The 23,715-nt window shown below is 47.6% G+C and carries 26 protein-coding genes and 1 tRNA gene; 18 read left to right on the top strand and 9 right to left on the bottom strand.

Going from position 1 to position 23,715, the window contains the following annotated elements; all coding sequences use genetic code 11:
* Positions 1-43 precede the first annotated feature (43 nt).
* Complete coding sequence (locus tag ACZ483_RS10315) at positions 44-799, bottom strand: DUF5131 family protein (RefSeq protein ID WP_464324090.1); 756 nt, start codon at positions 797-799, stop codon at positions 44-46.
* A 120-nt stretch (positions 800-919) separates the two neighbouring features.
* The gene (locus tag ACZ483_RS10310; protein WP_464324089.1) at positions 920-1,522 is read right to left on the bottom strand and encodes an NYN domain-containing protein; all 603 of its coding nucleotides are present in this window, start codon (positions 1,520-1,522) and stop codon (positions 920-922) included.
* Between the two features lie 188 nt (positions 1,523-1,710).
* On the opposite strand from ACZ483_RS10310, the gene ACZ483_RS10305 reads away from it, so the two are divergent.
* The 9 genes from ACZ483_RS10305 (at position 1,711) to ACZ483_RS10265 (ending at position 7,412) form a co-directional block, all read left to right on the top strand.
* Positions 1,711-2,466 (top strand): DUF488 domain-containing protein, encoded by a 756-nt coding sequence (locus tag ACZ483_RS10305; RefSeq protein ID WP_464324088.1) that lies wholly within the window; start codon positions 1,711-1,713, stop codon positions 2,464-2,466.
* On the top strand, positions 2,387-3,190 hold the full coding sequence (locus ACZ483_RS10300; protein ID WP_464324087.1) for a hypothetical protein: 804 nt from the start codon (positions 2,387-2,389) through the stop codon (positions 3,188-3,190). The genes ACZ483_RS10305 and ACZ483_RS10300 overlap by 80 nt, the downstream gene beginning before the upstream one ends.
* Before the next feature lie 170 nt (positions 3,191-3,360).
* Entirely contained in the window at positions 3,361-3,642 is a 282-nt protein-coding gene (locus tag ACZ483_RS10295; protein ID WP_464324086.1) for a hypothetical protein, read from the top strand.
* The gene (locus tag ACZ483_RS10290) at positions 3,639-4,115 is read left to right on the top strand and encodes a hypothetical protein (RefSeq protein WP_464324085.1); all 477 of its coding nucleotides are present in this window, start codon (positions 3,639-3,641) and stop codon (positions 4,113-4,115) included. The genes ACZ483_RS10295 and ACZ483_RS10290 overlap by 4 nt, the downstream gene beginning before the upstream one ends.
* Positions 4,116-4,118: 3 nt before the next feature.
* Positions 4,119-4,385 (top strand): hypothetical protein, encoded by a 267-nt coding sequence (locus ACZ483_RS10285; protein WP_464324084.1) that lies wholly within the window; start codon positions 4,119-4,121, stop codon positions 4,383-4,385.
* Positions 4,382-4,645, top strand: coding sequence for a hypothetical protein (locus tag ACZ483_RS10280; RefSeq protein WP_464324083.1), 264 nt, complete (start codon positions 4,382-4,384; stop codon positions 4,643-4,645). Before ACZ483_RS10285 ends, ACZ483_RS10280 begins: the two co-directional genes overlap by 4 nt.
* Positions 4,642-5,346: an AAA family ATPase gene (locus ACZ483_RS10275; protein ID WP_464324082.1), complete on the top strand. Its 705-nt coding sequence runs from the start codon at positions 4,642-4,644 to the stop codon at positions 5,344-5,346. The genes ACZ483_RS10280 and ACZ483_RS10275 overlap by 4 nt, the downstream gene beginning before the upstream one ends.
* A gap of 83 nt (positions 5,347-5,429) precedes the next feature.
* Positions 5,430-5,870, top strand: coding sequence for a winged helix-turn-helix transcriptional regulator (locus tag ACZ483_RS10270; protein WP_464324081.1), 441 nt, complete (start codon positions 5,430-5,432; stop codon positions 5,868-5,870).
* A gap of 69 nt (positions 5,871-5,939) precedes the next feature.
* On the top strand, positions 5,940-7,412 hold the full coding sequence (locus ACZ483_RS10265) for a recombinase family protein (protein ID WP_464325150.1): 1,473 nt from the start codon (positions 5,940-5,942) through the stop codon (positions 7,410-7,412).
* Here ACZ483_RS10265 and ACZ483_RS10260 read toward each other — a convergent pair.
* Together ACZ483_RS10260 and ACZ483_RS10255 are read right to left on the bottom strand one after the other, a co-directional pair.
* Positions 7,372-7,445: transfer RNA gene (locus ACZ483_RS10260), tRNA-Met, on the bottom strand. The genes ACZ483_RS10265 and ACZ483_RS10260 overlap by 41 nt on opposite strands.
* A 38-nt stretch (positions 7,446-7,483) precedes the next feature.
* Positions 7,484-7,657, bottom strand: a complete 174-nt coding sequence (locus tag ACZ483_RS10255) for a hypothetical protein (protein ID WP_464324080.1) — start codon at positions 7,655-7,657, stop codon at positions 7,484-7,486.
* Between the two features lie 158 nt (positions 7,658-7,815).
* On the opposite strand from ACZ483_RS10255, the gene truD reads away from it, so the two are divergent.
* Together truD and mtaB are read left to right on the top strand one after the other, a co-directional pair.
* Complete coding sequence (truD, locus tag ACZ483_RS10250) at positions 7,816-8,955, top strand: tRNA pseudouridine(13) synthase TruD (RefSeq protein WP_464324079.1); 1,140 nt, start codon at positions 7,816-7,818, stop codon at positions 8,953-8,955.
* Between the two features lie 16 nt (positions 8,956-8,971).
* Entirely contained in the window at positions 8,972-10,204 is a 1,233-nt protein-coding gene (gene mtaB / locus ACZ483_RS10245) for a tRNA (N(6)-L-threonylcarbamoyladenosine(37)-C(2))-methylthiotransferase MtaB (RefSeq protein ID WP_464324078.1), read from the top strand.
* Here the strand turns inward: mtaB and gcvH are convergent.
* The 3 genes from gcvH to thrC are packed head-to-tail and all read right to left on the bottom strand — an operon-like array spanning position 10,195 to position 12,300.
* On the bottom strand, positions 10,195-10,677 hold the full coding sequence (gene gcvH / locus ACZ483_RS10240) for a glycine cleavage system protein GcvH (protein ID WP_464324077.1): 483 nt from the start codon (positions 10,675-10,677) through the stop codon (positions 10,195-10,197). The genes mtaB and gcvH overlap by 10 nt on opposite strands.
* A 4-nt stretch (positions 10,678-10,681) precedes the next feature.
* Positions 10,682-11,242, bottom strand: a complete 561-nt coding sequence (locus ACZ483_RS10235) for a class II aldolase/adducin family protein (protein ID WP_464324076.1) — start codon at positions 11,240-11,242, stop codon at positions 10,682-10,684.
* Positions 11,242-12,300: a threonine synthase gene (thrC, locus tag ACZ483_RS10230; RefSeq protein ID WP_464324075.1), complete on the bottom strand. Its 1,059-nt coding sequence runs from the start codon at positions 12,298-12,300 to the stop codon at positions 11,242-11,244. The genes ACZ483_RS10235 and thrC overlap by 1 nt, the downstream gene beginning before the upstream one ends.
* Positions 12,301-12,349: 49 nt before the next feature.
* On the opposite strand from thrC, the gene ACZ483_RS10225 reads away from it, so the two are divergent.
* Positions 12,350-13,084: an ABC transporter permease gene (locus ACZ483_RS10225; RefSeq protein WP_464324074.1), complete on the top strand. Its 735-nt coding sequence runs from the start codon at positions 12,350-12,352 to the stop codon at positions 13,082-13,084.
* Here ACZ483_RS10225 and ACZ483_RS10220 read toward each other — a convergent pair.
* On the bottom strand, positions 13,065-13,934 hold the full coding sequence (locus ACZ483_RS10220) for an SDH family Clp fold serine proteinase (protein ID WP_464324073.1): 870 nt from the start codon (positions 13,932-13,934) through the stop codon (positions 13,065-13,067). The genes ACZ483_RS10225 and ACZ483_RS10220 overlap by 20 nt on opposite strands.
* A gap of 36 nt (positions 13,935-13,970) precedes the next feature.
* Here ACZ483_RS10220 and ACZ483_RS10215 point away from each other — a divergent pair, with 36 nt between their 5' ends.
* Positions 13,971-14,960, top strand: coding sequence for a hypothetical protein (locus tag ACZ483_RS10215; RefSeq protein WP_464324072.1), 990 nt, complete (start codon positions 13,971-13,973; stop codon positions 14,958-14,960).
* On the opposite strand, the gene ftsY is transcribed toward ACZ483_RS10215, so the two are convergent.
* Positions 14,949-16,331: a signal recognition particle-docking protein FtsY gene (gene ftsY, locus ACZ483_RS10210; RefSeq protein WP_464324071.1), complete on the bottom strand. Its 1,383-nt coding sequence runs from the start codon at positions 16,329-16,331 to the stop codon at positions 14,949-14,951. The genes ACZ483_RS10215 and ftsY overlap by 12 nt on opposite strands.
* 18 nt (positions 16,332-16,349) lie before the next feature.
* Here ftsY and ACZ483_RS10205 point away from each other — a divergent pair, with 18 nt between their 5' ends.
* The 5 genes from ACZ483_RS10205 (at position 16,350) to ACZ483_RS10185 (ending at position 23,673) form a co-directional block, all read left to right on the top strand.
* Positions 16,350-16,805, top strand: coding sequence for a hypothetical protein (locus ACZ483_RS10205; protein ID WP_464324070.1), 456 nt, complete (start codon positions 16,350-16,352; stop codon positions 16,803-16,805).
* Complete coding sequence (locus tag ACZ483_RS10200) at positions 16,805-17,074, top strand: septation protein SpoVG family protein (RefSeq protein WP_464324069.1); 270 nt, start codon at positions 16,805-16,807, stop codon at positions 17,072-17,074. Before ACZ483_RS10205 ends, ACZ483_RS10200 begins: the two co-directional genes overlap by 1 nt.
* Before the next feature lie 5 nt (positions 17,075-17,079).
* Positions 17,080-18,717, top strand: a complete 1,638-nt coding sequence (resB, locus tag ACZ483_RS10195) for a cytochrome c biogenesis protein ResB (RefSeq protein WP_464324068.1) — start codon at positions 17,080-17,082, stop codon at positions 18,715-18,717.
* Positions 18,718-18,746: 29 nt separating this feature from the next.
* Positions 18,747-20,597, top strand: a complete 1,851-nt coding sequence (locus ACZ483_RS10190; protein WP_464324067.1) for a sensor domain-containing diguanylate cyclase — start codon at positions 18,747-18,749, stop codon at positions 20,595-20,597.
* Between the two features lie 61 nt (positions 20,598-20,658).
* Entirely contained in the window at positions 20,659-23,673 is a 3,015-nt protein-coding gene (locus ACZ483_RS10185) for an AAA family ATPase (RefSeq protein ID WP_464324066.1), read from the top strand.
* The last annotated feature ends 42 nt before the right edge of the window (positions 23,674-23,715 follow it).

The raw sequence follows: 23,715 nt of genomic DNA, 5'->3' as shown, positions 1-23,715 counted from the left end.
TTCATCTCTTAAAAGTGTCAAAGACTTCCGAAATATTAAGGTGCTATACAAAGGCTAAAGAGAACTGTCTTGGGCAGTTGACAGGCATCTCATCGTAAGTTTTGCCTTCTAACATCCTTCCGTTTTTCTTCTTGTTAACTCCTCCCCACTGTTTAAAGAAGAAAGGCACTTTGTACTCTTTGCACATGTCTTTTATCTCTACTACCCATTCTTCCTTCATAGGTCTTGCTTTAGGTCCGCTCTCGCCTCCGACTATGATCCAATCTATTAACCCGGTTCTCAGATAAGCGTCCAATCCCTTCATAGGGGCAAGCAATGGTTCTAAGGATAAAAACCTGACGCTTGCCTGCCTTATTGTTAAGAGGTCGTCTATTCTGAAAAAGTACTTAGGGCTTTCTACTGTGACACCTATCCAGATGTTACTGCTCCAAGGCAGTTTAGGGGCAAGTTTCTTAAGCCTTTTACTTCTTTTGGTAAGCACTTGGAATATATGCCAGTCTGCTCTGTTCATCACCTCAAATACCTTTTTAATGAACTCAAAAGGGAGACCTTCATGGAATAGATCTGACATAGAATTTACAAAGATGATGGAGGGAGTTTTCCAGCGTAGAGGTTTTTCCAATTCATCTTCATGGATGGTGAGATTGAATCCGTTGCGGTACTTTTTGACTCCCATTTTCTGAAGGCGCAGGGCTAACCTTTCTGCATAACAGTGTCTGCAAGCGTCGGATATTTTGGTACAGCCGGTGGAAGGATTCCATGTGGCTTCAGTCCATTCAATACCACTCTTTAAAGCCATAGCTATATTTTAGGCTTATCGGTCTTTAATGCGAGGGTTTAGCTCATAGAAGGAAGATGTTGAGTATAATATTTATAGCTCAATATCTCAAACCGTCTCACAGCCACTGATTCGTTCGTGTTACGAAGCGTTTTGATCGGGGGTGAATATATCCCGAAAGTTCCTGCTTCTGACTATATCTGCATGCCTGACCATATCTTTGGGTGCTTTGCATGTGTCAGGCAGGGAAGGTAAGACAACTTGTAATCCGTTTATGCGCGCTGTTTTCATAGCTGGGATTATATCGGTGTCAAAGGAGAATATGAGAACTCTGTCTACAAGCTTTAAGTAGCTGACATGGGCTATGTCTAAACCCATCAGCATGTCTACCTGTTTCTGAAGAAGGATAGGATTTCCTTCACTATCGTAACCTCTGAACTTAATCTTGCCCTTCCTGACTGCTATTAAGTCATGCATCGCAATATTATCAATAAACTGCTTAGTGCGGTTGTAGGTTCTGTTGGTTAGAATGTGATCATCAAAGTGAAGCACCCGCCTTGGCGATGATAGATAAATGAATATTCTGTACATGTCTTCGTCGCTTGTATCAACGAATGAAGAGAAGAACCGTATTAGGTTTGCAGGATCATTATAGTCTACAAACAAGTTTAAGGATTGGGAAGCTTTTTCAAAGACGCCTTTCCTTATGTTCTCCCAGTCTACAAAGAGGGCTATCTTCTTCATGTTGTTTTATGGCGGGGGCAAGCGTTTTAAGCCCCCGAAACAGGGTTTAAGTGCCTTTCCAGCACAGGGTTTACGCTTAACACTATATACCTTTTCGGTATAAAAGTCAAGATTTTTACTACTGCTTGCATGGTTGGGGTTTCAGAATGTAGCTAACGGGGGTGGCCATTTTTCAGTAAAATATCCCCATGATGTCCACCCAACTTAGAGAAGAACTAAAGTTCTTTATTGACAGGGAGCTTGAGCGGATGGGGAGGACTTTTCATGTGCGTGTTAAGAAGAGAAACAAAAAGGGAGAACCTATATATGTACTCAGATCTTCTCAGAACGGAAACGGAAAATGGAGAGAGACCTATTTAGGGAAGAGCGTACCCGAAGAAATAGAATCCAAACTCAAATACAGGAAGTGGTTAAAAGAACTGAAAAGGAAGCTCACAGCTAACGTTTCTAAGTACACGTTATACCTTATCGGTTACGAAGGGATAAGATTAGAGGAGTTTATAAGGATATTGAAAGGATCGGGCATAAACTTACTTATAGACGTAAGGGAAAACCCGTGGAGTAGACGACCGGAGTTCAGAGGTTCACGCCTCAGCAAAATCCTAAAAGACCACGGGATAATCTACACCCACATACCAGCATTAGGGAACTCCAGCGATATACGGACTCTGTACAAGAAAAATAAAGATATGTTGAGTATGCTACGCTCATACAGCAATTATGTAAAAAACGAAAACGAAGCTTTAGAAACAATTAAGAACCTACTTCCTAAAAAACGTATTGCTCTTATGTGTTATGAAAAAGACCCCTTTACATGCCACAGGATAGTAATAACCCAAGAATTACTCTTGAGGGGGATAATAAATGGCTTTGAAGACCTCAGAACACAGGTGGATGCAAGCAAGGTATTTTTGCTTTGTAAAAACCTATCCCAACATCAGTAAAAAATACGTTGAAGTTACCTGTACAGCAGGAATACTTGAACTGCCTGAAGGTAGAAAGCTTGTGCGTGTTTATCCGGTTCCATATAGATTTCTGGACAGTAAACAGAAGTTCCCAAAGTATTCATGGTTGGAGGTTAAGATTCAACAAGATGTGAACGACGGAAGACCTGAAAGCTATAAGCTCATACAACCTTACAAAATAAAGGTACTACAAACTCTTCCCGTATCAAACGTTTCAAGGAAGGTAGCTAAAGAAAACTGGGCAAAAAGAAAGAGAATAATCATGGACTTTGTAGAGCCTATGGAAAACATAATCAGCAACTGGAAGGAAAAAACCCTCGGCATAATTAAACCTAAAAAAATACTTGAGTTCTACATACAGAAAGAAGAAGTTAAACTCGGTAAAAACCAAGAAATAATCCTCCGACAAAGACTGCTTTACGAAGACAAAGATCCTCTTGAGATTATCCCTTTGTCTTTCCGCTACAGGTTCATAGATGATTCCGGTAAAGAACATGACTACAAGCTCTTGGACTGGGAAGTGTATCAAGCTTACAGAGGTTGGAGAGGGAAATATCCCGACGAGGATACACGTTTGAAGAAAATAAAGGAAAAGTTCTTCGACAAGATGTTAGAGAGAGACTTATATTTTGTCATCGGAAACCATAACCGTTGGAGGGATAAGTTCTTCATTATAGGGTTGCTTTATTTCCCTTCATCTTAAAAGATCTCACTTCTGCAACCTTCACCCTTCACGTAAACCGCTCTCTCCCTACTCAAAGGTTTCCTCCGATCTAAGCCGGTGCGGGAAAATATCCATTTTGGCTAAAAAACTATTGACAAAATTAACCATATTGGTTATATTTATCCCTACCATTAAAGGAGGTGTCAGCTATGAGAACATGGGACGCCGAGCTGAGGAAAGATCCCCGAAAAGATACAGTATGGCGGGTTGCGTTTCTAAAAGCCCGTCACGGGTGGCATTACCTCAACACCGCCAAAGACAACATGCGTTACGGAGACGAACAGGGAACCGAGTTCTGGATGGAGAAAGCCGAAGAAAAGCTTACCGAAGCCCTCCAGATCCTTGCAAGTGCGGGAATGGATAACGGAGAGCTTGCCCGTCACATCAGAAAAACTCTTGCGGAAATGGAAACAAAGAGAGTAGCGGTATGAGTCTCAGACCGAGGTTTTCTTTTCCTGCAAAACAACAAACAAAGCCAAAGACCACAGAGCAAGGGAAGCAGCCACAGCCATCAATACAAGCGTCCAGTCTATATCCATTTTACTCTTCCTCCGGGAATAAGATAAAAGCGAATACGACATTTGACAAGCCTGCTACAAGAATAAGAACCAGTGTAATATCGGATATTCGTTCCGCTATTCGTAGCAGAAAAGAGCCCACCATAAGCCCGACGCCGAAGTTCCTAACTGTTTCAGCAAGAAACTTTTTCTTTCCCATAAGTCCATTTTACAAGGAGGCAAGGAGCGCCACGAAGAGGGATTGGCGATCCCGCATAGGGCTTACGATTCTGCTTTTCTACATTTTAGCCCTTACCTTCCTTTGCGTCAAGCTCTTGGAGGAAAACAAAGCCCTCCAGCAGGAGCTGGATGCTCTGATTTTCTTTTGCAATCACACAGGGAGGTGAAGCATGGAGATCAAAACTTGCAAACTTGAACTCTTGACAGACCTTGACAATCACACCTTTGACACCCTTGCAGGTACCGGAGAACTCGTTACCATGCGGATTTCCGACGGAGAGAATACTGTTGAGGTAGTCGGTTCCGTCAAGAAGGTTCAGACAGTCAAAACTCATGAAGATGGACAGGAAGTAACCAAGAAAAAGGTGACTCTTGAGATCTCACAACTGAACGGAGCTCTGCTTGATATTGCGTTTGTAGAAGGAGGCAAATCATGAAAAGGTATATCCTCGTGCCTTACAGGATTGGAGATCGTGAGGTTACCAGAGACTGTTTACTTGAGGGCAAAACATACAACGGAGGCACAAGCGCGAGGCTCGTAGGGGACATAGTAGAACTCCGGAAAGGAACATGTATCGAACGCTACATGATTGCTCACCGGATTACCCGCGAGCTTCCGGAGGAGGAGTTCATCATTCCCTACGCTCAGCCCTTTGAGGTGGTCGAACTCAAATCCGGATGGAGGCGTGTGGTATGACCGCGGTTTTTGAAAAAGCCCCGGCTAAAAAGCCCGCAGGTCTGAGGAAAGCGGTAGAGGTAGGTATTAGACCCATCAGAATGCTCATCTATGGAGAACCGGGAGCGGGAAAGACCACACTCATAGGAACCGCCCCACGTCCCACGCTGGTTATAGACTTTGAAGCGGGAGCGGATATTAGGCTCTCCGGAGAACAGGACATAGACATCCTCACGGTTTACTCCCGCAGGGATCTCCAAGAAGCCCTTGACTGGCTCAGGTCGGAAAAGCTCCCCTACAGGACCATCGCCTTTGATGGCTTTTCCGTATATGTTCAGCAGGCGATGAGGGAGATACTCAGAGACAGACAGAAAACCGCCCCCACGTGGTATGAGTGGGGACTTCTAACTCAGCACGTAAGGGAAGTCATCCTCGGACTCCTGAAACCCGAAGCCCACACGATATTCACCGCTCTGGAGAAGAAGCGGGAGGAAGAAGGAAAACTCGTGTGGAAGGGTCCCGATCTTTCTAAGAAAATCCGTGAGACTCTCCGGGCAATAGTTGACCTTGAGGGTGTTATCTGGGCAGAAGGAGAACACAGGTATCTCGGCTTTGTCTCCCCCAAGGGAGTAGCAGAGGTAAAAGACCGTTCTGGAAAGCTCACCGCAAAGGAAGAGCCGAACATAGAGAAGCTCTTACAAAAAGTTTTTAAGGGTAGGTGAAATGCCAACCGCCGGCTGCCGTAGGCATCCCTCCTCTCCCCCTTTGGGGCTTCCCGCCCCGGCTTTGAAAAGGAGGTGGTGAGATGAGAATGAAGGTCCTGTCGCTATACGACCAAATACTAACTCTCGTTCGCAAGCATCCTGAACTAACGGATGAAGAAATAGCCGATAGGCTCGGCACAACTAAGAATTACGTCAAGACCGCCCTCAAACGTGCGAGGAAGAAGGGAGAATCCCTGCCTTCAAAACAAGAACGACTGAGAGCTATGGCCAAAAGAAGGGACCTGATGCTAAAGAAGACTAAAGCCCAAATCGAACAGCGTATGCGGGTATGCAAACTCCGGGAACGAGTTAAAGAGAAATTAACCGAACTGTACGGAGATGATTTTCTGAACTTTCTGAAAAGGGTATATCCATGTCTCCCCTCTCTTTTTAAGGATGGATATTCCTCCTGGGAGGAGAAAAAACTCCAAGAGTTGCTCGACATAGTTGAAGAAGAGCTTAAGCTCGAGAAAGTAGTTTAAGGGTGGTGAGATGGAAAACTTCCTTTTTTACCTTGCTAAACTTTTATTAAAGACGGAGGAGGTCAAGGTATGCAAAAGGGGGCAATCTACGCAAGATACTCGACCGACCGGCAAAACCCGAAGTCCATCGAAGACCAGATCGCAATTTGTAGAGATTACGCTACTCGAAGCGGAATAGAGATCGTAGCAACCTACACAGATGAAGAAACGAGCGGATACAATCCCAAGAGGGAGGGATTATTGAAACTCTTAGAGGATGCCAGAGCCAAGGAGTTTGACGTAGTTCTCACCGAGCACACTTCAAGACTTGCGAGGGATGGGCTCGAACTCAGGAGGCTCTTAAACGAGTTCAGGTATTCCCTGAGGATCCCTGTTATCTTCGTCTCCCAGAACCTCAGAACGGACAGGGATCAGGACCTTGCGATCATCAAGCTCTTCAACATAGTCGACGAGCAGTATGTTGAAGCCGTGAAGATAGCCACGAGGAGAGGATTGGAGGGACTTTTCAAGAGAGGCAAGTGGACAGGAGGAGGTGTTCCGTACGGCTATACCGTCAAAAACGGGATGCTCACCGTAGATCAAAAAGAAGCCGAAATCGTGAGGCTCATCTTCAGAGAGTACGATTCCGGAACCGGGCTTAAAAACATAGCAAAGCTCCTGAACGGCAGAGGGATAAAGACTAAAAAAGGAAACTTCTGGAGCGCTGCAAGCCTGAGCAACCTTATCAAGAATCCGATCTACAAGGGAACAGTTGTGTGGGGCAAACACAGATACGTTCTCGATCCTTTTACGGGTAAAAGGAAGAAGGTAGAAGGAGACCCTATCACACGAGAGGATCCATCTTTAGCAATTGTAGATCCGGAGTTGTGGCGGAGGTGTAACGACAAGATCTCGAAGGTCAGAGCAGGGAAACCGAAGTCTAAGAAGCTCCATCCTCTCTCCGGTTTAATAAAGTGCGGGCATTGCGGTTTTCACTTTGTCAAGGAGGGCAATTACCTTTACTGTTCAGGATACAGGAACCGCAAATCCTGTGATAATTACCTGTCCCTGAAGTACGATTTTCTCCTTAGGTGGCTTGTGGGGCAACTTAAGAAGTTTATCCTCTTACACAAGGAAGAGATACTTGCGATTATAAAAGATCTCAAGAGCGGACAGAACACAAAAGAGATCGAAGACTCTATCAAAGCCCATGAGAGGAAGCTGAAGAACCTCCTTGATCTTTACGCTGAAAACCCGAGCACGGCGGTAAAGGAGAAGATCAAAGAGACAGAGGAAGCTATAGAAGAACTCAAAGCTAAGCTCAAAGCTACGGCGAATGTGTCTTTCGACCTTGATAAAGCCCTCGGTCTCTTAGAGTCCGTTGTTAAGGCTAATCCCGAGGAGGCAAACCTTATCCTTAAAGAGTTTGTGGGCGAAATTACGATATACAACAACGAGGGAATTATTGACCTTCGGGTTAAAGGCAGTCGCCATTTAACCGAAGTTTTTGGTATAAGGTCAATTGCGGGGGCGGGATTTGAACCCGCGACCTCCGGGTTATGAGCCCGGCGAGCTACCAGGCTGCTCCACCCCGCGTTGCCAAGATAATATTATACTTCTCCAATAGAAGAGGTTCAAGAACTTCTCTGCTGGCTCTCGTCGAGGATAACGATGTCCGCCTTCCTTACCATGTCGCTCCTAAGGTCTCTCAGATCGGTGATCACGGCTAATACTTTCCTCTTGCGGAGGAACTTTTTCTCCACTCTTTCCCTGCTTCTCTTGTCTCTCACTCTTATTACTTTCTTCATGTCTAAAAGTATTTATCGGCGGTGTTAATTTATTGTTAAGTTACTGACAACACTCTCCTTTGCTTTTCTTTCTCGTTCCTCTCCATAGGAGATAAACACCAGCAAGGGCAATAATTCCTATCAGGATAAGATCCTTAACTCCCATGTATCCTTAAGATATGCTCAGGATAAAGGAAAAACCAGAGGACTTCTACGTTAAGGAGATAAAGGAACTGAGGGTAAAACCGAAGGGAAGGTTCGCCTACTTCCTTCTGTGGAAGAAAGACCTCACCACCCTCGAAGCGCTTAGGGAGGTTGCGAGAACTCTCAGAGTTCCTCTCGAGAGGATAGGCTTTGGAGGTTTAAAGGACAAGAGGGCTATAACGGAGCAGTACGTATCGGTAGAGGGACTCAAAGAGGTCAGGGAAGTAGAGAAGGAAAACCTAAAGCTTAAGTTCCTTGGATATGGAGATAAACCAGTAAGTCTCGGCGAAATTGAGGGAAACTACTTTGAGATCGTTGTCAGGGGTGTGGGGGAGAGGAAGAGGAAGTTCATAAGAGAGAGGATGGATTTCGTCAGGAAGTTCGGTTTTGAAAACTACTTCGGTGAGCAGAGGTTCGGATCGGTGAAGCACGCGCAGGAGTTTATGCTCAAACATCTTCTTAAGGGTGATTACGAGTCTGCTCTCAGGGAGTATCTCACTTCTCTCAGGGACAAAAGAAGAAAAAAAGCACTCCTAAGGACGTGGGGAAGGTGGAAGGAGTTCTTGAAGTTTATGCCGGAAGGATCAAAGACCGAGATTGTGGTTGTGAAGAAACTCCTCAGAGGTAAATCCTTCCGGGAGGCTTTTCTCTCTATTCCGAGGAACGTAAGGCTTATGTTTACCTTCGCCTACCAGAGCTACCTCTGGAACAGGTATCTTTCCACCTTCGTGGTCAGGTATTTCAAACACTGCTCCGTTCCCTTCCTCAAATGGAGGCTCGCCTTCATAACCGAGATAGGCGAGGAGATATTTGATCAGATAAGGGATCTCGAGATACCTTACTTAGGAACGGAGGAAAAGCCAGGTAGTAAGAAGATAGAGCTCATAATCAAGGAGATTCTCGAGGAAGAGGGGATTAAACCCAACGACTTGGAGAAGGAGATAGATGGGATGAAGCTCTTTATAGACGGAAGGAGAAGAGCTTTCGTATTTCCTGAAGGTTTAAAGATCTTGGAGGAGGGTAAAGGCATTCTCAAGCTCTCTTTCACGCTACCTCCGGGGAGCTACGCCACTATCCTCCTCAGGAAGCTCTCCTGTTCTTCGATCGTCGATTGAATATATTTATCAAACTATGAGGATCTCCTTCTGCACCCTCGGATGCCGGATGAACCAGTTCGACACGGACCTCATGCGCTCGAAGTTCATAGAGTCCGGCTACGAGGTGGTGGACTTCGAGGAAGAAGCCGACGTCTACGTAATAAACACCTGCACCGTCACCTCCGGGGGAGACAGGTCTTCGAGGCAGGCTATATACAGGGCTAAGAGGAGAAATCCCAACGCCGTGGTTGTAGTAACGGGCTGTTACGCTCAGGTCAAACCAGAAGAACTCTCATCTTTGAAAGAAGTCGATCTTGTGGTGGGTAACACCCACAAGGGGGAGATCCTCAAACTCGTCGAGGACTTCTTAGAGAGAAAGGATAAGAAGGTGGTCGTTGGAGAGATATTCCGCCAGAAGGAGCTGGTTAACTTCGATGCTGTTCTCCACTTCGAGGAGTCGAGACCCTTTCTGAAGGTTCAAGAGGGGTGCAACAAGTTCTGCACCTTCTGCGTCATACCCTTTGCAAGGGGAAAGGTAAGGAGCGCTCCGGAGGAGAAGATTATTCAGCTCGTAAAGCTCCTCGCGGAGAGAGGCTTTCAGGAGGTGGTACTCTCTGGAACTCAGCTCTCCCAGTACGGATGGGATACTGGTTCCTCTCTTTATGAACTCCTGAGGAAACTCTTGAGAACAGAAGGGATAAAACTCTTCAGACTCTCATCTATGCACGTGGGGGAAATGGATAGCAGACTCCTCGACCTGATCACCTCCGAGGAAAGGATAGCTCCCCACTTCCACCTATCCCTCCAAAGCGCTTCCGATAGAATACTCGGGTTGATGGAGAGGGGATACACCCTCTCCGAGTTCAGGAGAGTCGCCGAGTTTATCTTAGAGAGGAGACCTATCACCGCAATCGGGACGGACATAATCGTCGGCTTTCCGACAGAGACAGAGGAGGACTTTGAGAAGACAGTGAAGTTTGTAGAGGATTTTCCCTTCGCCTACCTCCACGTGTTCCCCTATTCCGACAGACCCTTCACAAGGGCTTCTAAGCTCGACGGCAAGATTCCCGAGAGAATAAAGAAGGAAAGAGTGAAGGTTCTAAAGGGGATGGACGAAAGGAAGAGAAGGGAGTTCTTGGAAAAGAATAAAGGGAAAAAGCTCAGGGCAACGGTTCTAACGGACAACCGTCTCCTTACGGAGAACTATATCCACCTTGAAAGGAAGGTGGAGGGCAGACCAGGAGAGGTTATAGAGATCTACTTGTAAAACTTCTTGCTTATTTGCGCCCTCTCCTCTCCGCAGTTCACATCCTCGCGCTCTATGTATTCCTTGAGCTTCTGAATCGCTTCCTCTCCGGTAACGAGGTCTTTAAGATCCCTCTCAAGGTTAGTGGGCTTTATCCTCACTATCCAACCTTTACCGTAAGGATCGTCGTTTATCAGCTCCGGGTTATCGAAGAGCTCCTCGTTCCTTTCTATCACCTCACCCTCGATGTCCGCCGGTATGGGACCCGTCCACTTTCCGCTCTCTAAAGAGGCATAGGGTTTCCCCTTGGGAACCTTTCTACCGGGTGCCTTTATCCTTATGTTTATTATCTTCCCAGCCCTCGCTTGACCTATATCGGTCGCTCCTACCGTTACCGTCCCGTCTTCGTTAACCCTGAACCAGACCTGATTGTCTATATCGTAGTAGAGGTCGGGAGGGATCACACATCCCCTATAAACTACCTCTTCCGCCATTCCTTTACCTCCTGTGTTCTCTACTCCACATCAGTATTTTACAGGAGTGTTCTAAGGTAGATATATGAGCGTAAGCAAGTTTGAGCTCCCTGTCCGCCGCGAAGGCTCCATGACCTCTCACGAGGACGACCTTAGAGTCTTTCAGTGCCACAGAAGCAGCTTCCGCGAGCTCCTCCGAAGCGGAAGGCTTTTCTAAGGATAAAACCTTAACCTCTCCTACGAGATCCTTTCCCTCCGAGTCGAGAGGGAGCATAGTATCTTCCGATAGGGACAGAGCTACGGCGTGGGGAGGATGGGCGTGGACGACCGCAGGTTTCCCAGTTTCTAAGATTATCCTCCTGTGGACCTCCAGCTCTACCGAAGCCCTCTCCTCGAGAATGGATCTACCTTTCAGAGGTAAGGAGATGATATCCTCGTGAGATAGTTCCCCCGTAAGAGATCCAGTCCTCGTTATGAATAATCGATCGCCGAAGGCTCTGCTTACGTTCCCAGCCCTCGCGCTCACAAGCCCCTCTCTAAAGAGCAACCTCCCAACCTCGATTATTTCTCTATAGATCCACTCCATCAGAAACCGAGTTCCTTTACAACCGCTTCGAGCTGAGGAGGGACAGTTACCGGCTCTTCACACACCTTTATAGCGGTGTCCGGATCTTTGAGACCGTTTCCGGTAAGGGTGCAGACGACAACCTCTCCACCTTTGAAAAATCCCTCTCTTGTGAGCTTTATAAGTCCGGCGACGCTCGCCGCAGAGGCGGGTTCGCAGAAGACACCTTCCGTAGAGGAAACCAGTTTGTAGGCGTAGAGTATCTCCCCATCGCTCACTGCGTCTATCCTACCTCCCGACTCCTGGGCGGCACTGAGAGCGCTCTTCCAGCTGTAGGGGTTTCCTATCTTTATGGCAGTTGCAACTGTTTGAGGATTCTTTATTGGATAACCTTTGACTATAGGAGCGGCTCCCTCCGCCTGCCATCCCATCATCTTGGGAAGATTCTCTATCTTACCCGCCTTCTTATACTCTTTGTAACCCTTCCAGTAAGCGGTTATGTTCCCCGCGTTGCCCACGGGGATAAAGTGGTAATCGGGGGCTTCTCCTAAGGCGTCGCACACCTCGAAGGCTGCCGTCTTTTGCCCCTCTATCCTGAAAGGGTTTACCGAGTTCACTATCTCGACAGGAAACATCTCACCTATCTTCCTGACTATGTGGAGGGCGTCATCGAAGGTTCCTCTGATGGCAAGGACCTTGGCACCGTAGATCATAGCCTGAGAGAGCTTACCTATGGCTACCGCTCCCTTCGGGAGAAGGACGTAGGCTCTCAGCCCAGCACGGGCGGCGTAGGCTGCCGCAGATGCGGAGGTGTTTCCCGTTGAGGCGCATATGACCGCCTTCTTTCCGCTCTCGACCGCCTTCGAGATTGCGAGGGTCATTCCCCTGTCCTTGAAAGAGCCGGTGGGATTTAATCCTTCGTACTTTAGGTATATCTTCCCGGGGAAACCTATCTCCTTAGCCAGGTTGGGAGCTTCAATAAGGGGCGTGTTTCCTTCGAGGAGTGTCACGATCGGAGTTTTTTCATCTACGGGTAAGAATTCTCTGTATTGTTTTATAACTCCCTGCCAACAACTCATAACACAGTCCTTAATTATACCCCCGAAATATTGGAAAATATTAGACTCCATGGAAGAGCACCTTTTCCTCTATTCGTACCTACTGATAATCCTCGCCATACTCATCTCCTGGAGGGAAGGTATAGGTAGCGAGAGGGAGATATTTATCTCCTCGCTCAGGACCGCCTTTCAGCTCCTTCTCCTCGGATACCTTTTGAAGTATCTTCTCAGGCTCGAGAGCCTCTGGGAGATCCTTTTCGTAATCTTGGCTATGTCCTTCGTGTCCGCCTTCATAGCCTACGAGAGGGTGAAGCACAGGGAAGTGCTATTTACAAGTCTCCTATCGATCACTTTCACGAGCTTCATAACGATAGTTCCCCTCCTCCTCGTAGGTATCCTGAAACCCTCCGCCCACGAGCTCATCCCCTTTGGAGGTTTGATAGTGGGGAACACTCTAAACTCCATAACCTTAGCCTTCGACAGATTTGTGGGAGAGGTGAGGAACAGGCTCGAGGAGGTGGAGGCGAAGGTTGCCCTTGGAGCTCCCTTGAGGCTTGCGATGAAGGAGGCTATAGTGAGCAGTATGAGGGCCTCTCTTATACCTAAGATAAACTTCATGAAGGCTGCCGGGCTCGTTCACATTCCGGGGGTAGCGGTGGGTATGCTCATAGCAGGCTCGGATCCCATGAGGGCTATTCTCTTTCAGATAGTTATCCTCTACTCCCTCGTCTTCGCCGGAATGGTGGGAGCTCTCCTTATGTTATATACAGGTTACAGAACCGCCCTCATCCTTGCCTACCGTTAGCTTCCTGATTGTGTCTGTAAGGCACGGGTATGTACTGAACCGAAGGGGGCTGGGATCCAACAGGCTGTTCGTAGAGCTCCATAAGGGCGTAGACCTCTTCGGGAACCTCCGTCTTTACAGGGAGTCCAAGCTCCTTGAGGTAGTCAGCCGTCAGGGGATAATCGTGGGTGAACTTCCCGACCGCCAGCTCCTCCGCTATCTTCTCAGCCTTGCTTTTATCCATTCCCTTGGATGTGAGAAGGTTGGTGAGGTACTCCTTCATCTGTTTTATAGCTTTCTCGGAGACGTCGGCGAGGATTATGGTCTGATCGTCCACATCCTTTATGTCCTTCTTCTCCAGAACCTTAAGTATGGACGCCGCCGGCATTTGACCTATCTGGGGATCTACCGGACCCAGGACAGCGTTGGGATCCATAATTATCTCGTCGGCGGCTAAGGCTATGAGCGTCCCCCCCGACATGGCGTAGTGGGGAACTATAACCCTGACGGGCGCCCTGTGTTTTGCGAGAGCGTTGGCTATCTGGGTGGCTGCTAAGGCGAGCCCTCCGGGGGTGTGGATTATGAAGTCTATCGGCATGTCGTCGGGCGTCATCCTTATGGCTCTCAAAACCCTCTCTGAGTCTTCTATGTTTATGAACCTGAATATGGGTATTCCGAGAAAGCCCATAGCCTCCTGTCTGTGGATCATCGTTATAACTCTGCTCTTCCTCCTCTCCTCTATGGTCCTTATAGCCGCCTCCCTCGCCCTCTGGAGAGACATCTTCTTAAACCAAGGACTTAGTATAAGAAAGAAGATGAACATGAACCACAGGAGGTTAAACATGTATGAAAAAGGATCGTAAGCCGGCATCTCTCACCTCCCTGACCTCATTATAATACAGTTTCCATGAGATTAAGACCCCTTGTCCTAATTCCTTTACTTCCACTTATACTTAACTGTGCCAAGCCTAAGGTGGTGATGAGCTACATCGAGCCTCCGAGATTTTATAGCGGGGATATAAGGAAGATCGCGGTGCTGCCCCTCGAGAGTAGAACGCTCGACGGTAGGCTCCTTGCGTCGGAGATAGAGGCACAGCTCCTGCAGGTGAGGGTGAAGGGAAGACCCTACTTCAGAGTAGTGTCGAGGACGGAGATAAGTAAGGTTCTGTCCGAACTCAAGTTTTCCTCGAGCGGGCTTACAGAGGATCAGGTCGAGCTCGGAAGGCTTCTTAAGGCTGAGGGAATCCTGACGGGGACGGCAGAGTATAAGTATGAAGTTAGTTACTACTTGGAGATAAGGACTGTGTGTCTCCAAACCAAAGGATCAGGAATAATAAAGGAGTGTGTAAAAACGGTGAAGAGAAGGGTTCCCTGTCAGTTAAAGAGGGTAGAGGTTTTATTTCTTCCAAAGCTGGTGGACGTTGAAAAGGGTGAGGTGGTTTACTCCCGAAAGATAGTAACAAGCGCACAGGACAAATACTGTGCTGACTACAATCATATCCCTCAGACATCGATAAAACTGCTCTCGAGAGCTAAAGCTAAGGCAATAGAAGAACTTATCAGGGACATAGCTCCCCACAGGGTTTACGTACAGGACCAGTTCATGGACGATGAGGAAGGAGTTAAGGAAAAGGAGCTCTTTAAAAGGGCAATAGATCTTGCAAAGGATAAGAAAGTTGAGCGAGCCTGTAGTATTTTTAACCAGATTGCTTCTGAAACCTACGCAGTTCTTTACAACAGAGCTCTATGTGCTGAGCTGAGAGGGGATCTGTCTCTTGCACAGGAGCTTTACAGAAGATCACTTTCCCTGAAAGACGAGGAGAGAATTAGAAAGGCTCTTGAGAGAGTGAGGTTCCGCCGTCTTAAAGAGGTTGAGCTCAGGAATTTAGTCAAATAGGGCGTTCACGTAATCCTCGACACTGAAGGGCTGTAAGTCCTCTATGCCCTCACCCACACCTATGAGCTTTATGGGGACCCTTAGCTCCCTGCATATAGCAATTACAGCCCCTCCCTTCGCCGAGCCGTCGAGCTTGGTCACCACTATACCGCTTATGTCCACAGCCTCCTTGAAGACCTTAGCCTGCTGAATAGAGTTCTGTCCTATGGTGGCGTCTAGGACGAGGAGTGTCTCGGAAGGCTCCTCAGGGATGAGTTTCTGTATCACCTTCTTTATCTTCCTCAGCTCGTTTATAAGAGGCTCCTTGGTATGTAGTCTTCCCGCGGTATCGATCAGAACGATGTCATGTCCCTCCTTCATAGCTCTATCTATCCCCTCGTAGACTACCGAGGCGGGATCCGCTCCCTCCTGTTTCTTGGTTATGTCCGCCCCAGACCGTTCAGCCCATACCTCCAACTGCTCTATAGCTGCCGCCCTGAAGGTATCGGCGGCAACGAGCATAACCTTCTTACCTTCCTTAGAGAATTTGTAGGATAGCTTTCCTATGGTGGTTGTCTTCCCCGATCCGTTAACTCCCAAGAAAAGTACAACAACGGGTTTCCTATCCTGAGGAAGGTTGAGCTTTCCCTCGCAGTTCTTGAGGAGTTCCTTTACCTTTTCCTTCGTGATCTCCTTAAGCTCCTCGGAGGTCCTTATATTCTTCCTTACCGCGATCTTCCTGAGATCCTCCACGAGAGCGACGGCAGTTTTTACACCGACGTCCGCTTTAACAAGCAACTCCTCGAGTTCATCGAAGAGCTCATCGTCTACCTTCCTGCCGCGGAAGACTATTCCGAACTCAACGCTCTCCTTAGTCTTTTTCAGTCCCTTCTTGAGCTTGTCTAAGAGACTCTCCTTCTTCTCCTCTATGAGTCCGAGCTCTCTCTTTATATCAATTATCTTTTTCTCAACCTCTTCCCTCTTGGAAGGTGGAGCTATCTTTAAGGCTCTCTCCAGGAGTTCCAACGCTTTTTCTTTATTTCTCGCTGCATAAAAGATGTTCCCTGCTTTATAAATACTCTCAAAGTCTCCGACCTTCAGATACTCTTCTACGGCTTTTTGATAATTTCCAGCTTTCTCATAAACTAAAGCCCTACTCTTTGCAGTTCCAAGCTCATCTCCGTACTTCTCCAAGAGCCTGTAAGCCTGTAGGTAGTTACCCTCCTCGACGTAAAGGTCGAAGAGAACCTTTCTCAGATCGGCCTCTTCTTCATATTTTTCCAAGAGCTTCCTCGCCTTGTCTTTCTTGCCTTTTCTGAGGAGCTCTAATATGGCGCTCTTATCACCTTTTTCCGCCCGCTTCTCTATCTCGGATTTCTTAAAGAAGAGCATGTGGTATATTTTATCGTGATGGGGTTGCTACTTGTTCTGCTTCTAATAAGCTCTCTCGGTTTCGCTCAGCAGAGGATAACTAACGAGGTCATATATCAGAAGCTTCTCGATATAGAGAAGAAGGTTATAGAAATAGAAAAGAGGCAGGCGATTTTTGAAGAAAGGTTCAAACAAATAGATAAAAGGTTTGAGCAGATAGACAAGAGATTTGAACAGATCGACAAAAGATTTGAAGATATGAATAACAGGATAGACGATCTATTCAACTTCCTCTACATACTATCCGGTGTATTTACAACCTTTACAGTTGCGGTTATAGGATTTGTCCTCTGGGATAGGAGAACCATAATCTGGAAGGCTAAGGAGGAAACTTTAAAGGATGAAAAGATTAAAGCTCTGATAGAATCGCTAAGGACACTTTCTTCCAAAGATGAAGAGGTAGCAAGAATACTCAGGAAGTATAATCTGCTCTAATGAAAGTTGAAGTGGTAAAGTTCTATCCCTTCGAACTTCCCAGCAGGAGAGGAGGTCTCGTAGGATACGCTGACGTGAGGATAGGAGATCTTATGATCATAAAGGCGGTGAGATTGATGAGAAATAGGTACGGCGGGTACTACGTCCAGATGCCTTCGATACAGCAGGGGGATAAGAACTACGAGGTGGTCGAGATCCTGTCGAAGGAGCTTTTGGAAGATATCAGGAGGAAAGTCAAGGAAACTTACGAGGGGAGCCTTAAAATATGAAACCTATGAGTTCGATCCTTCAATCCTTTGGTTTCTTCGTCGCTACTCTGATCCTATTTGTTGGAGTTATCATATACGGGCTTTTCCACTTAGAGGAACCGGGATCTGCATACTGGATCTCCTTCGGAGTTTCAGCCCTCCTCTTTGCCCTCGGGCTGGGAGCCACCCTGTATAAAGGAATAAAGGATTTAATAAAAGATTACAGAAAACACAGGAACTTCTTTGGATTTATCTACGACTTCCTCGCCTCACTGAAGTTAGCAATCTTTATCATGCTCCTCCTTGGAATTTTCTCCATGCTCGGCTCAACCTACATACAGCAGAACCTCAGCTTTGAGGAGTATCTGGATAAGTTTGGTCCGACAAAGGCCGTCTGGTTCTGGAAGCTCTGGCTTACTGACGTTTTCCACTCTTGGTATTACATATCACTGATCGTCCTCCTTGCGATAAACCTCACCGTTTGTTCTATCAAGAGGCTACCGAGAATATGGAGACAGACCTTCGGCTCCGAGAGGATAATGAAGCTCGACGAGAGAGCTGAGAAGCATCTAAAACCTGTGAGCATGAGAATAAGAGATCCTGAGGACGTTATAAATCTTCTCGTGAAGAAAGGTTTTAAAGTTTTTAAGGAGGAGGAAGGAGGTAAGATTTACCTCTTTGCGGAGAAGGGCAGGTACTCGAGGCTCGGGGTTTACATAGTTCACATAGCCCTACTCATCATAATGGCGGGTGCGCTGATCGATGCCATCTTCGGTATCAGGGGTTTCCTCCCCGTTCCCGAAGGGGAAACCTCCAACATCATGCTCGTAGGGAACGACGACAGGAGGGTAAGGCTCCCCTTCGCGGTTCACCTTAAGGATTTCAGGATAATAACTTACGGAGAGGAGGCTCAACAGAAGGGCATAAAGGTGGCAGAAGCTTTCAGGGACGCCGTAGCTTCTTACAGGAGCGATATAGAGATAATCAACAGCGGCAAGAAGGTGGCGGAGGGGATCGTCGAGGTAAACAAGCCCTTCGACTTCAAGAGCTACAGGATCTTTCAGGCTTCCTACGGTCTGACGGGAGGGGTGGCTCAGATGGGTATAGTTGTGGTGGACAAAAACCTCGCCCAGAAGGAAGATCAGGCTCACAAAGCTATCCTCGGTAGGGTGATAGTAAAGGGTGGAGAGGTTACCGAGTTCAAGGATATGCTTATCTCGGTGGAGAGGGTGGTCCTCAACATTCAGAATCCCGATGCGGGTCTTGAAGGGGATCTTGCTCCGGCCGTGGTCCTGAAGGTCCTCTGGAAAAGGAAGGCTTACAACGTTCCCGTCGTTTACGATCCTCAGCTTACGGTGATGGTTTATTCTCAGGTGAAGGAACTCGAGGAGTTTCCCTACGTCTTCTTCATGGACGGCTTTGAGCCTCAGTTCTATTCAGGTTTTCAGGTCAGCTACCACCCGGGAACGAACATAATCTGGGCTGGGTCCATACTCCTCGTCCTCGGTATGCTGGTAGCCTTCTACACCGTTCACAGGAAGGTCTGGGTAAGGATAGAGGGGGATACAGCGAAGATAGCCTTCTACTCCCACAAGTTCAGAGAGGAGTTTCGAAAGAGTTTCTTAAGAGAGCTCGAGAGCATCCACCCCCACCTGAAAGAGTGAGGTAAAGTAACGATAGAGAGGTAAGGGGTATGAGGGGAAGGCTCGTTCTTAAAATAGGGCTTATACTCGTGATTCTACTCGTTCTTACCGCAGGAATAGTCGCTCTCTTCTTCCGTAAGAGCACCATAGATAGCTCGAAAGAGAACGCCCTAACGGTTGCGGAGCTCGTCAGGGATTCCCTTACCTCCTTCATGGTAATGGGTGTTATAGATAAAAGGGATACATTCTTGGAGCAGATAAGAAAGACAAAGAACCTCGAGTATCTGAGGGTTATAAGGGGAGAGGCGGTTGTAAGGCAGTTTGGCAAGGGGATGGAGGACGAGCGTGCGGTTACGCCCCTTGAGAAGGAAGTTCTGAAGACGGGCAGGATAAAAGAGAGGTTGTTCGAGAGCAAGGAGAGGGTCATATACGAGCTCGTCATACCCTACAGGGCGAGCTCTAAAGGGGGAGTTAACTGTCTCCAGTGCCACAACGTAAAGGAGGGAGAGGTTCTCGGAGCGGTAAGTCTCGCCATAGATCTTACGGAGAGAAGGAAAGAAGGACTTGTGCTCCTCGGGCTCTACACGGGAATATCGGGAGGTCTATTCGTTCTCGTCTTCTTTGTGATATTGAAGCACTTTGAGCCTTACACCAGACTCTTTGGGAACCTCAAGAAGGTCCTTTTGAGATACAAAGAAGGAGATTTTAAGGAGAGGGTAAGAACGGAGTTAAAAGATGAGGCTGGGGAACTTGCTCAGGTAGTAAACAACGTCGGTGAAACCTTAGACACAACCCTTTCCAACGTGAGGGAGAAGGTGTCTATGCTCATAGGCTACAACGTGATGGAGACGGAAAACGCCTTAAAGGATACGGAGAAGATAGTCGATGAGCTTGTTAAGATCTCTCACTTCAAAAGGACGATAGAACAGGATGTAAGAAAGGACGATATTTACGAGAGGATAGCTACCATACTTTCAGATTACATGAGTTTTGACAAGTTCTCGATCTACGAGGTGGACGGAAACAGAAACAGGATGAACGTGGTAACTGCAGAAGGAGAGAAACTTTGGTGTTCAGAGATTATATTGGAAAACGCCAACGAGTGCAGAGCAAAGAGGACAGGACAGGATGTGGACTCTCAGGAGTTCCCCTGTATCTGTCCGAGGTTCGCCTTTAACGAGCTCTGTTCCACACAGGGTATTCAGTACTACTGCATACCTGTGAACGTTGGGGGTAAAGTGGGGAACGTAATTCAGATAGTTTACGAGAAAGAGATGGATATGTTCGTCAGGATGGTCATACCTTACATAAAGGGATACCTCCTTGAAGCAGCGCCAGTCTTAGAGTCCAAGAGCCTTATGGAGATACTCAAAGAACAGTCTTACGTAGATCAGTTAACGGGTCTTTACAACAGGAGGTTCCTCGATGAAATTGCAGACAAGATATCGGCTCAGATCAAGAGAAGGAATTCGAACATCGGAATCCTCATGATAGACATAGACTTCTTCAAACAGGTGAACGACAAGTACGGGCACGACGTGGGAGACAGAGTTCTTAGGGAGATAGCCAACGTGATAAAGGCTAATGTTAGAGAAGCGGACTACGTGATAAGGTTTGGAGGTGAGGAGATACTCGTCCTCCTGATGGACGCCAAGGAAGGCGTGGCGGAGCAGGTGGCTGAGAAGATAAGGCGCGCAATCGAAAACAAAGCTATAGAGTTCTCAGGGGGTATCCTGAAGAAAACTGTCAGTATAGGCGTTTCTGAGTTCCCCAAAGACTGCGAGGGACAGTTCTGGAAATGTATAAAGTTCGCCGACGTTGCTCTTTACAAAGCTAAGGAGGAGGGAAGGAACAGAGTGGTCAGGTTCTCCCCAGATATGTGGAAGGGAGAAGAGTACTAAAAACTTGACAACATCATACTCAAGAAATATTATATAAACGATTAAGTTCGGAGGTGGGATAATGATAAGCGAGAACCTATTTTCTGCCAAATCCCTCGAGTATATAGAGAAGGCTAAGGAGATAGCACGCCAGCAGGGGGACACAAAGGTAGATACAGATCACCTTCTCATCGCGCTCCTCTCGGAAGAAACCTCTCCCTTAGCCAAGTATCTGGAAAAGAGAGGAATTGAAAGGAAGGAGTTCCTAAGGAGGATAAGAGAACATTTGCAGAACCTTAAGGAGCAAATCGAAAAGGCAGTAGAGCAGGAAGCCAAACATCTGATAAACCTGAGAAGCCAGATAATGCAGGTAAAGAGCGATATAGGAGGGGTTCAGACCGAACTCCATAAGATAAGGCAGGCGAGGGAAAGGATAGAGAGGGAGATAGAGAGGGCAAGGAGATACGGAGACTACTGGACCTTAGAGAATCTCAGGTTAGAACTGAGACAGCTCGAAGCCTTGGAGGGCAACTACAGGAGACAGCTTGAAAGCGTTGAGAGGAGCTTAAGTTCTGTATTTAAACCCGAAGACGTAAAGGCTTTCTTAGAAAACAGGCTCTCCATAGACGGGCTAATAAGGAAGGCGATAGAGCAGTCTTCTCTCATAGAACAGATAAAAGAGATAGGTATATCCCCCGACAGGGTGATCGACAAAATTGCGGAAAGGGTCTTCGGTAAGAAGCCTTCCTTCGATTACAGTGAGTATCTTATAAGGGTGTTGGAAAACGCCCAGAACAGGGCGGTCAGCGAGGGAGAGGCTCAGGTTCAACCCTCACATATAGGAGCAGCCCTTATTGAGGCAAAGGATACCATCGGAGGTAGATTGATAAATCAGGTTATAGGAGGTGAGAAAGAGATGAAGGACGTAGGTCAGGAACTGAAAGAGGAGGAGAAGTCTCCTCTCGAGAGGTTCGGTATCAATCTGACTGAGCTTGCAAGGGAAGGGAAGCTCGACCCTGTTATAGGAAGAGAGAGGGAGATAAATCAGGTCATAGAGGTGCTTCTGAGGAGAACGAAGAACAACCCCGTTCTCGTCGGAGATCCAGGAGTGGGTAAGACCGCCATAGTGGAGGGTCTCGCTCAGAGAATAGTTAGCAAAGAGGTTCCCCCTGAACTTCAGGACAAGGAGATATGGGCGATCGACATGGCTACGCTACTTGCTGGATCAAAGTACAGGGGAGAGTTTGAGGAGAGGATGAAGGCGCTCTTGGAAGAGGTGAAGGAAAAAGGAAACGTGATCCTCTTCATAGATGAGATACACACTATAGTAGGTGCAGGTAAGGCGGAGGGTGCCGTGGACGCGGGGAACATAATGAAGCCTGCCCTCGCGAGGGGTGAGATAAGAGTTATAGGTGCTACGACCGTGGACGAATACAGGAAGTACATAGAGAAAGATCCAGCCTTAGAGAGGAGGTTCCAACCTATCTACGTGGACGAGCCCACCGTTGAGGAGACTATAGAAATTCTCAAGGGTCTGAGACCCAAGCTCGAACAGCACCACAAGGTAAAGATCTCCGACGAAGCCATAGAGGCGGCGGTAAAGCTTACGAAGAGGTACGTCACCTTCAGGAAGCTACCGGACAAAGCTATAGACGCTCTCGATCAGGCGGCGGCGAGGAAGAAGCTCGCGGTAATAGGCGTTCCTCCTGAAGTTCAGGAGATAGAGAGGAAGATAAGGTCCTTAGACGAAGAGATCATGAAGGCTAACTTAGAGGGGAACTACGAGAAAGAGGCTCAGCTCAAAGTTCAGAAGGCACAGCTCGAGAAAGAGAAGCGGGAGCTTACGGAGAAGCTCGGTGGAGTTGATTTGAAGATCCAGGAGTTGAGGAAGAGGATTGAAGAGCTCGACAGGGAAATCATGAAGGTGGCGGAGCAGGGAGACTACGAAAGGGAAGCACAGCTGAAGATAGAGAAGGTAAACCTTGAAAAGGAACTGAAAGCCTTGGAGTCGGAAAAGGCTAAGGAGCTCGTCGTAACCTGGGACGACGTCGCTCAGGTGGTCTCCGAGTGGACAGGAATACCCGTTACAAGACTCAAAGAGGAGGAGATGGAGAAGCTACTCAGACTTGAAGAGGAACTCCACAAGAGGGTTGTCGATCAAGAGCATGCGGTGAAGGCAGTTGCCGAAGCGGTAAGAAGAGCGAGAGCGGGACTGAAGGATCCCAAGAGACCCATAGCGAGCTTCCTCTTCTTGGGACCCACCGGTGTGGGTAAGACGGAGCTCTCAAAAGCTCTCGCGGAACTCCTCTTCGGTGAGGAGGATGCCCTCATAAGGCTTGACATGTCCGAGTTCAAGGAGGAACACTCCGTAGCCAAGCTCATCGGTGCACCTCCCGGATACGTGGGATACGAAGAGGGAGGAAAGCTCACCGAGGCGGTGAGGAGGAAGCCTTACTCCGTGATACTCCTTGACGAGATAGAGAAGGCGCATCCGAGGGTCTTCGACCTATTCTTGCAGGTGCTCGACGATGGAAGGCTTACCGACTCCCACGGAAGGACGGTGGACTTCAGGAACACGGTCATAATCATGACCTCCAACATCGGCTCCCAGTATCTCCTCAACATACCGGTGGATGCCTCAGAAGATGTCCTCCAGAGGGAGTTTGAGAAGGCTAAGGAGAAGGTTCTCGAGGAGCTCAAACTCTTCTTCAGGCCCGAGTTCCTAAACAGGGTGGACGAGATCATAGTCTTCAAGCCTCTGACGATGAAGGAACTCTCTCAGATCATAGATCTGCTCATAGCCAACGTGAACAGGAGGCTCGCCGAGAGGAACATCAAGATAGAGCTTACCGAGAACGCCAAGAAAGAATTGGTGGCGAGAGGATACGATCCCGCCTTCGGAGCGAGACCTTTAAAGAGAACTATACAGAGGTACGTGGAAACTCCCCTCGCGGACAAGATCATAAGGGGCGAGATCAAGGACGGAATGACCGTAGTGGTGGACTATCAAGAGGGTGAGTTCAAGTTCATACCAAAAGAGGAGTACCAACCTGCTACGACCCCGAGCGGAGATAGCAAGGAGGAAGAGGGATCCTAAGTCCCTTCTCCCGCCTCCTCTTTTCCTATAATTTAATTAACT

Source organism: Hydrogenivirga okinawensis, from assembly GCF_055385515.1.
Note: the sequence above shows the minus strand (reverse complement) of the source record. Positions and strands in the feature narration are given on the sequence as shown.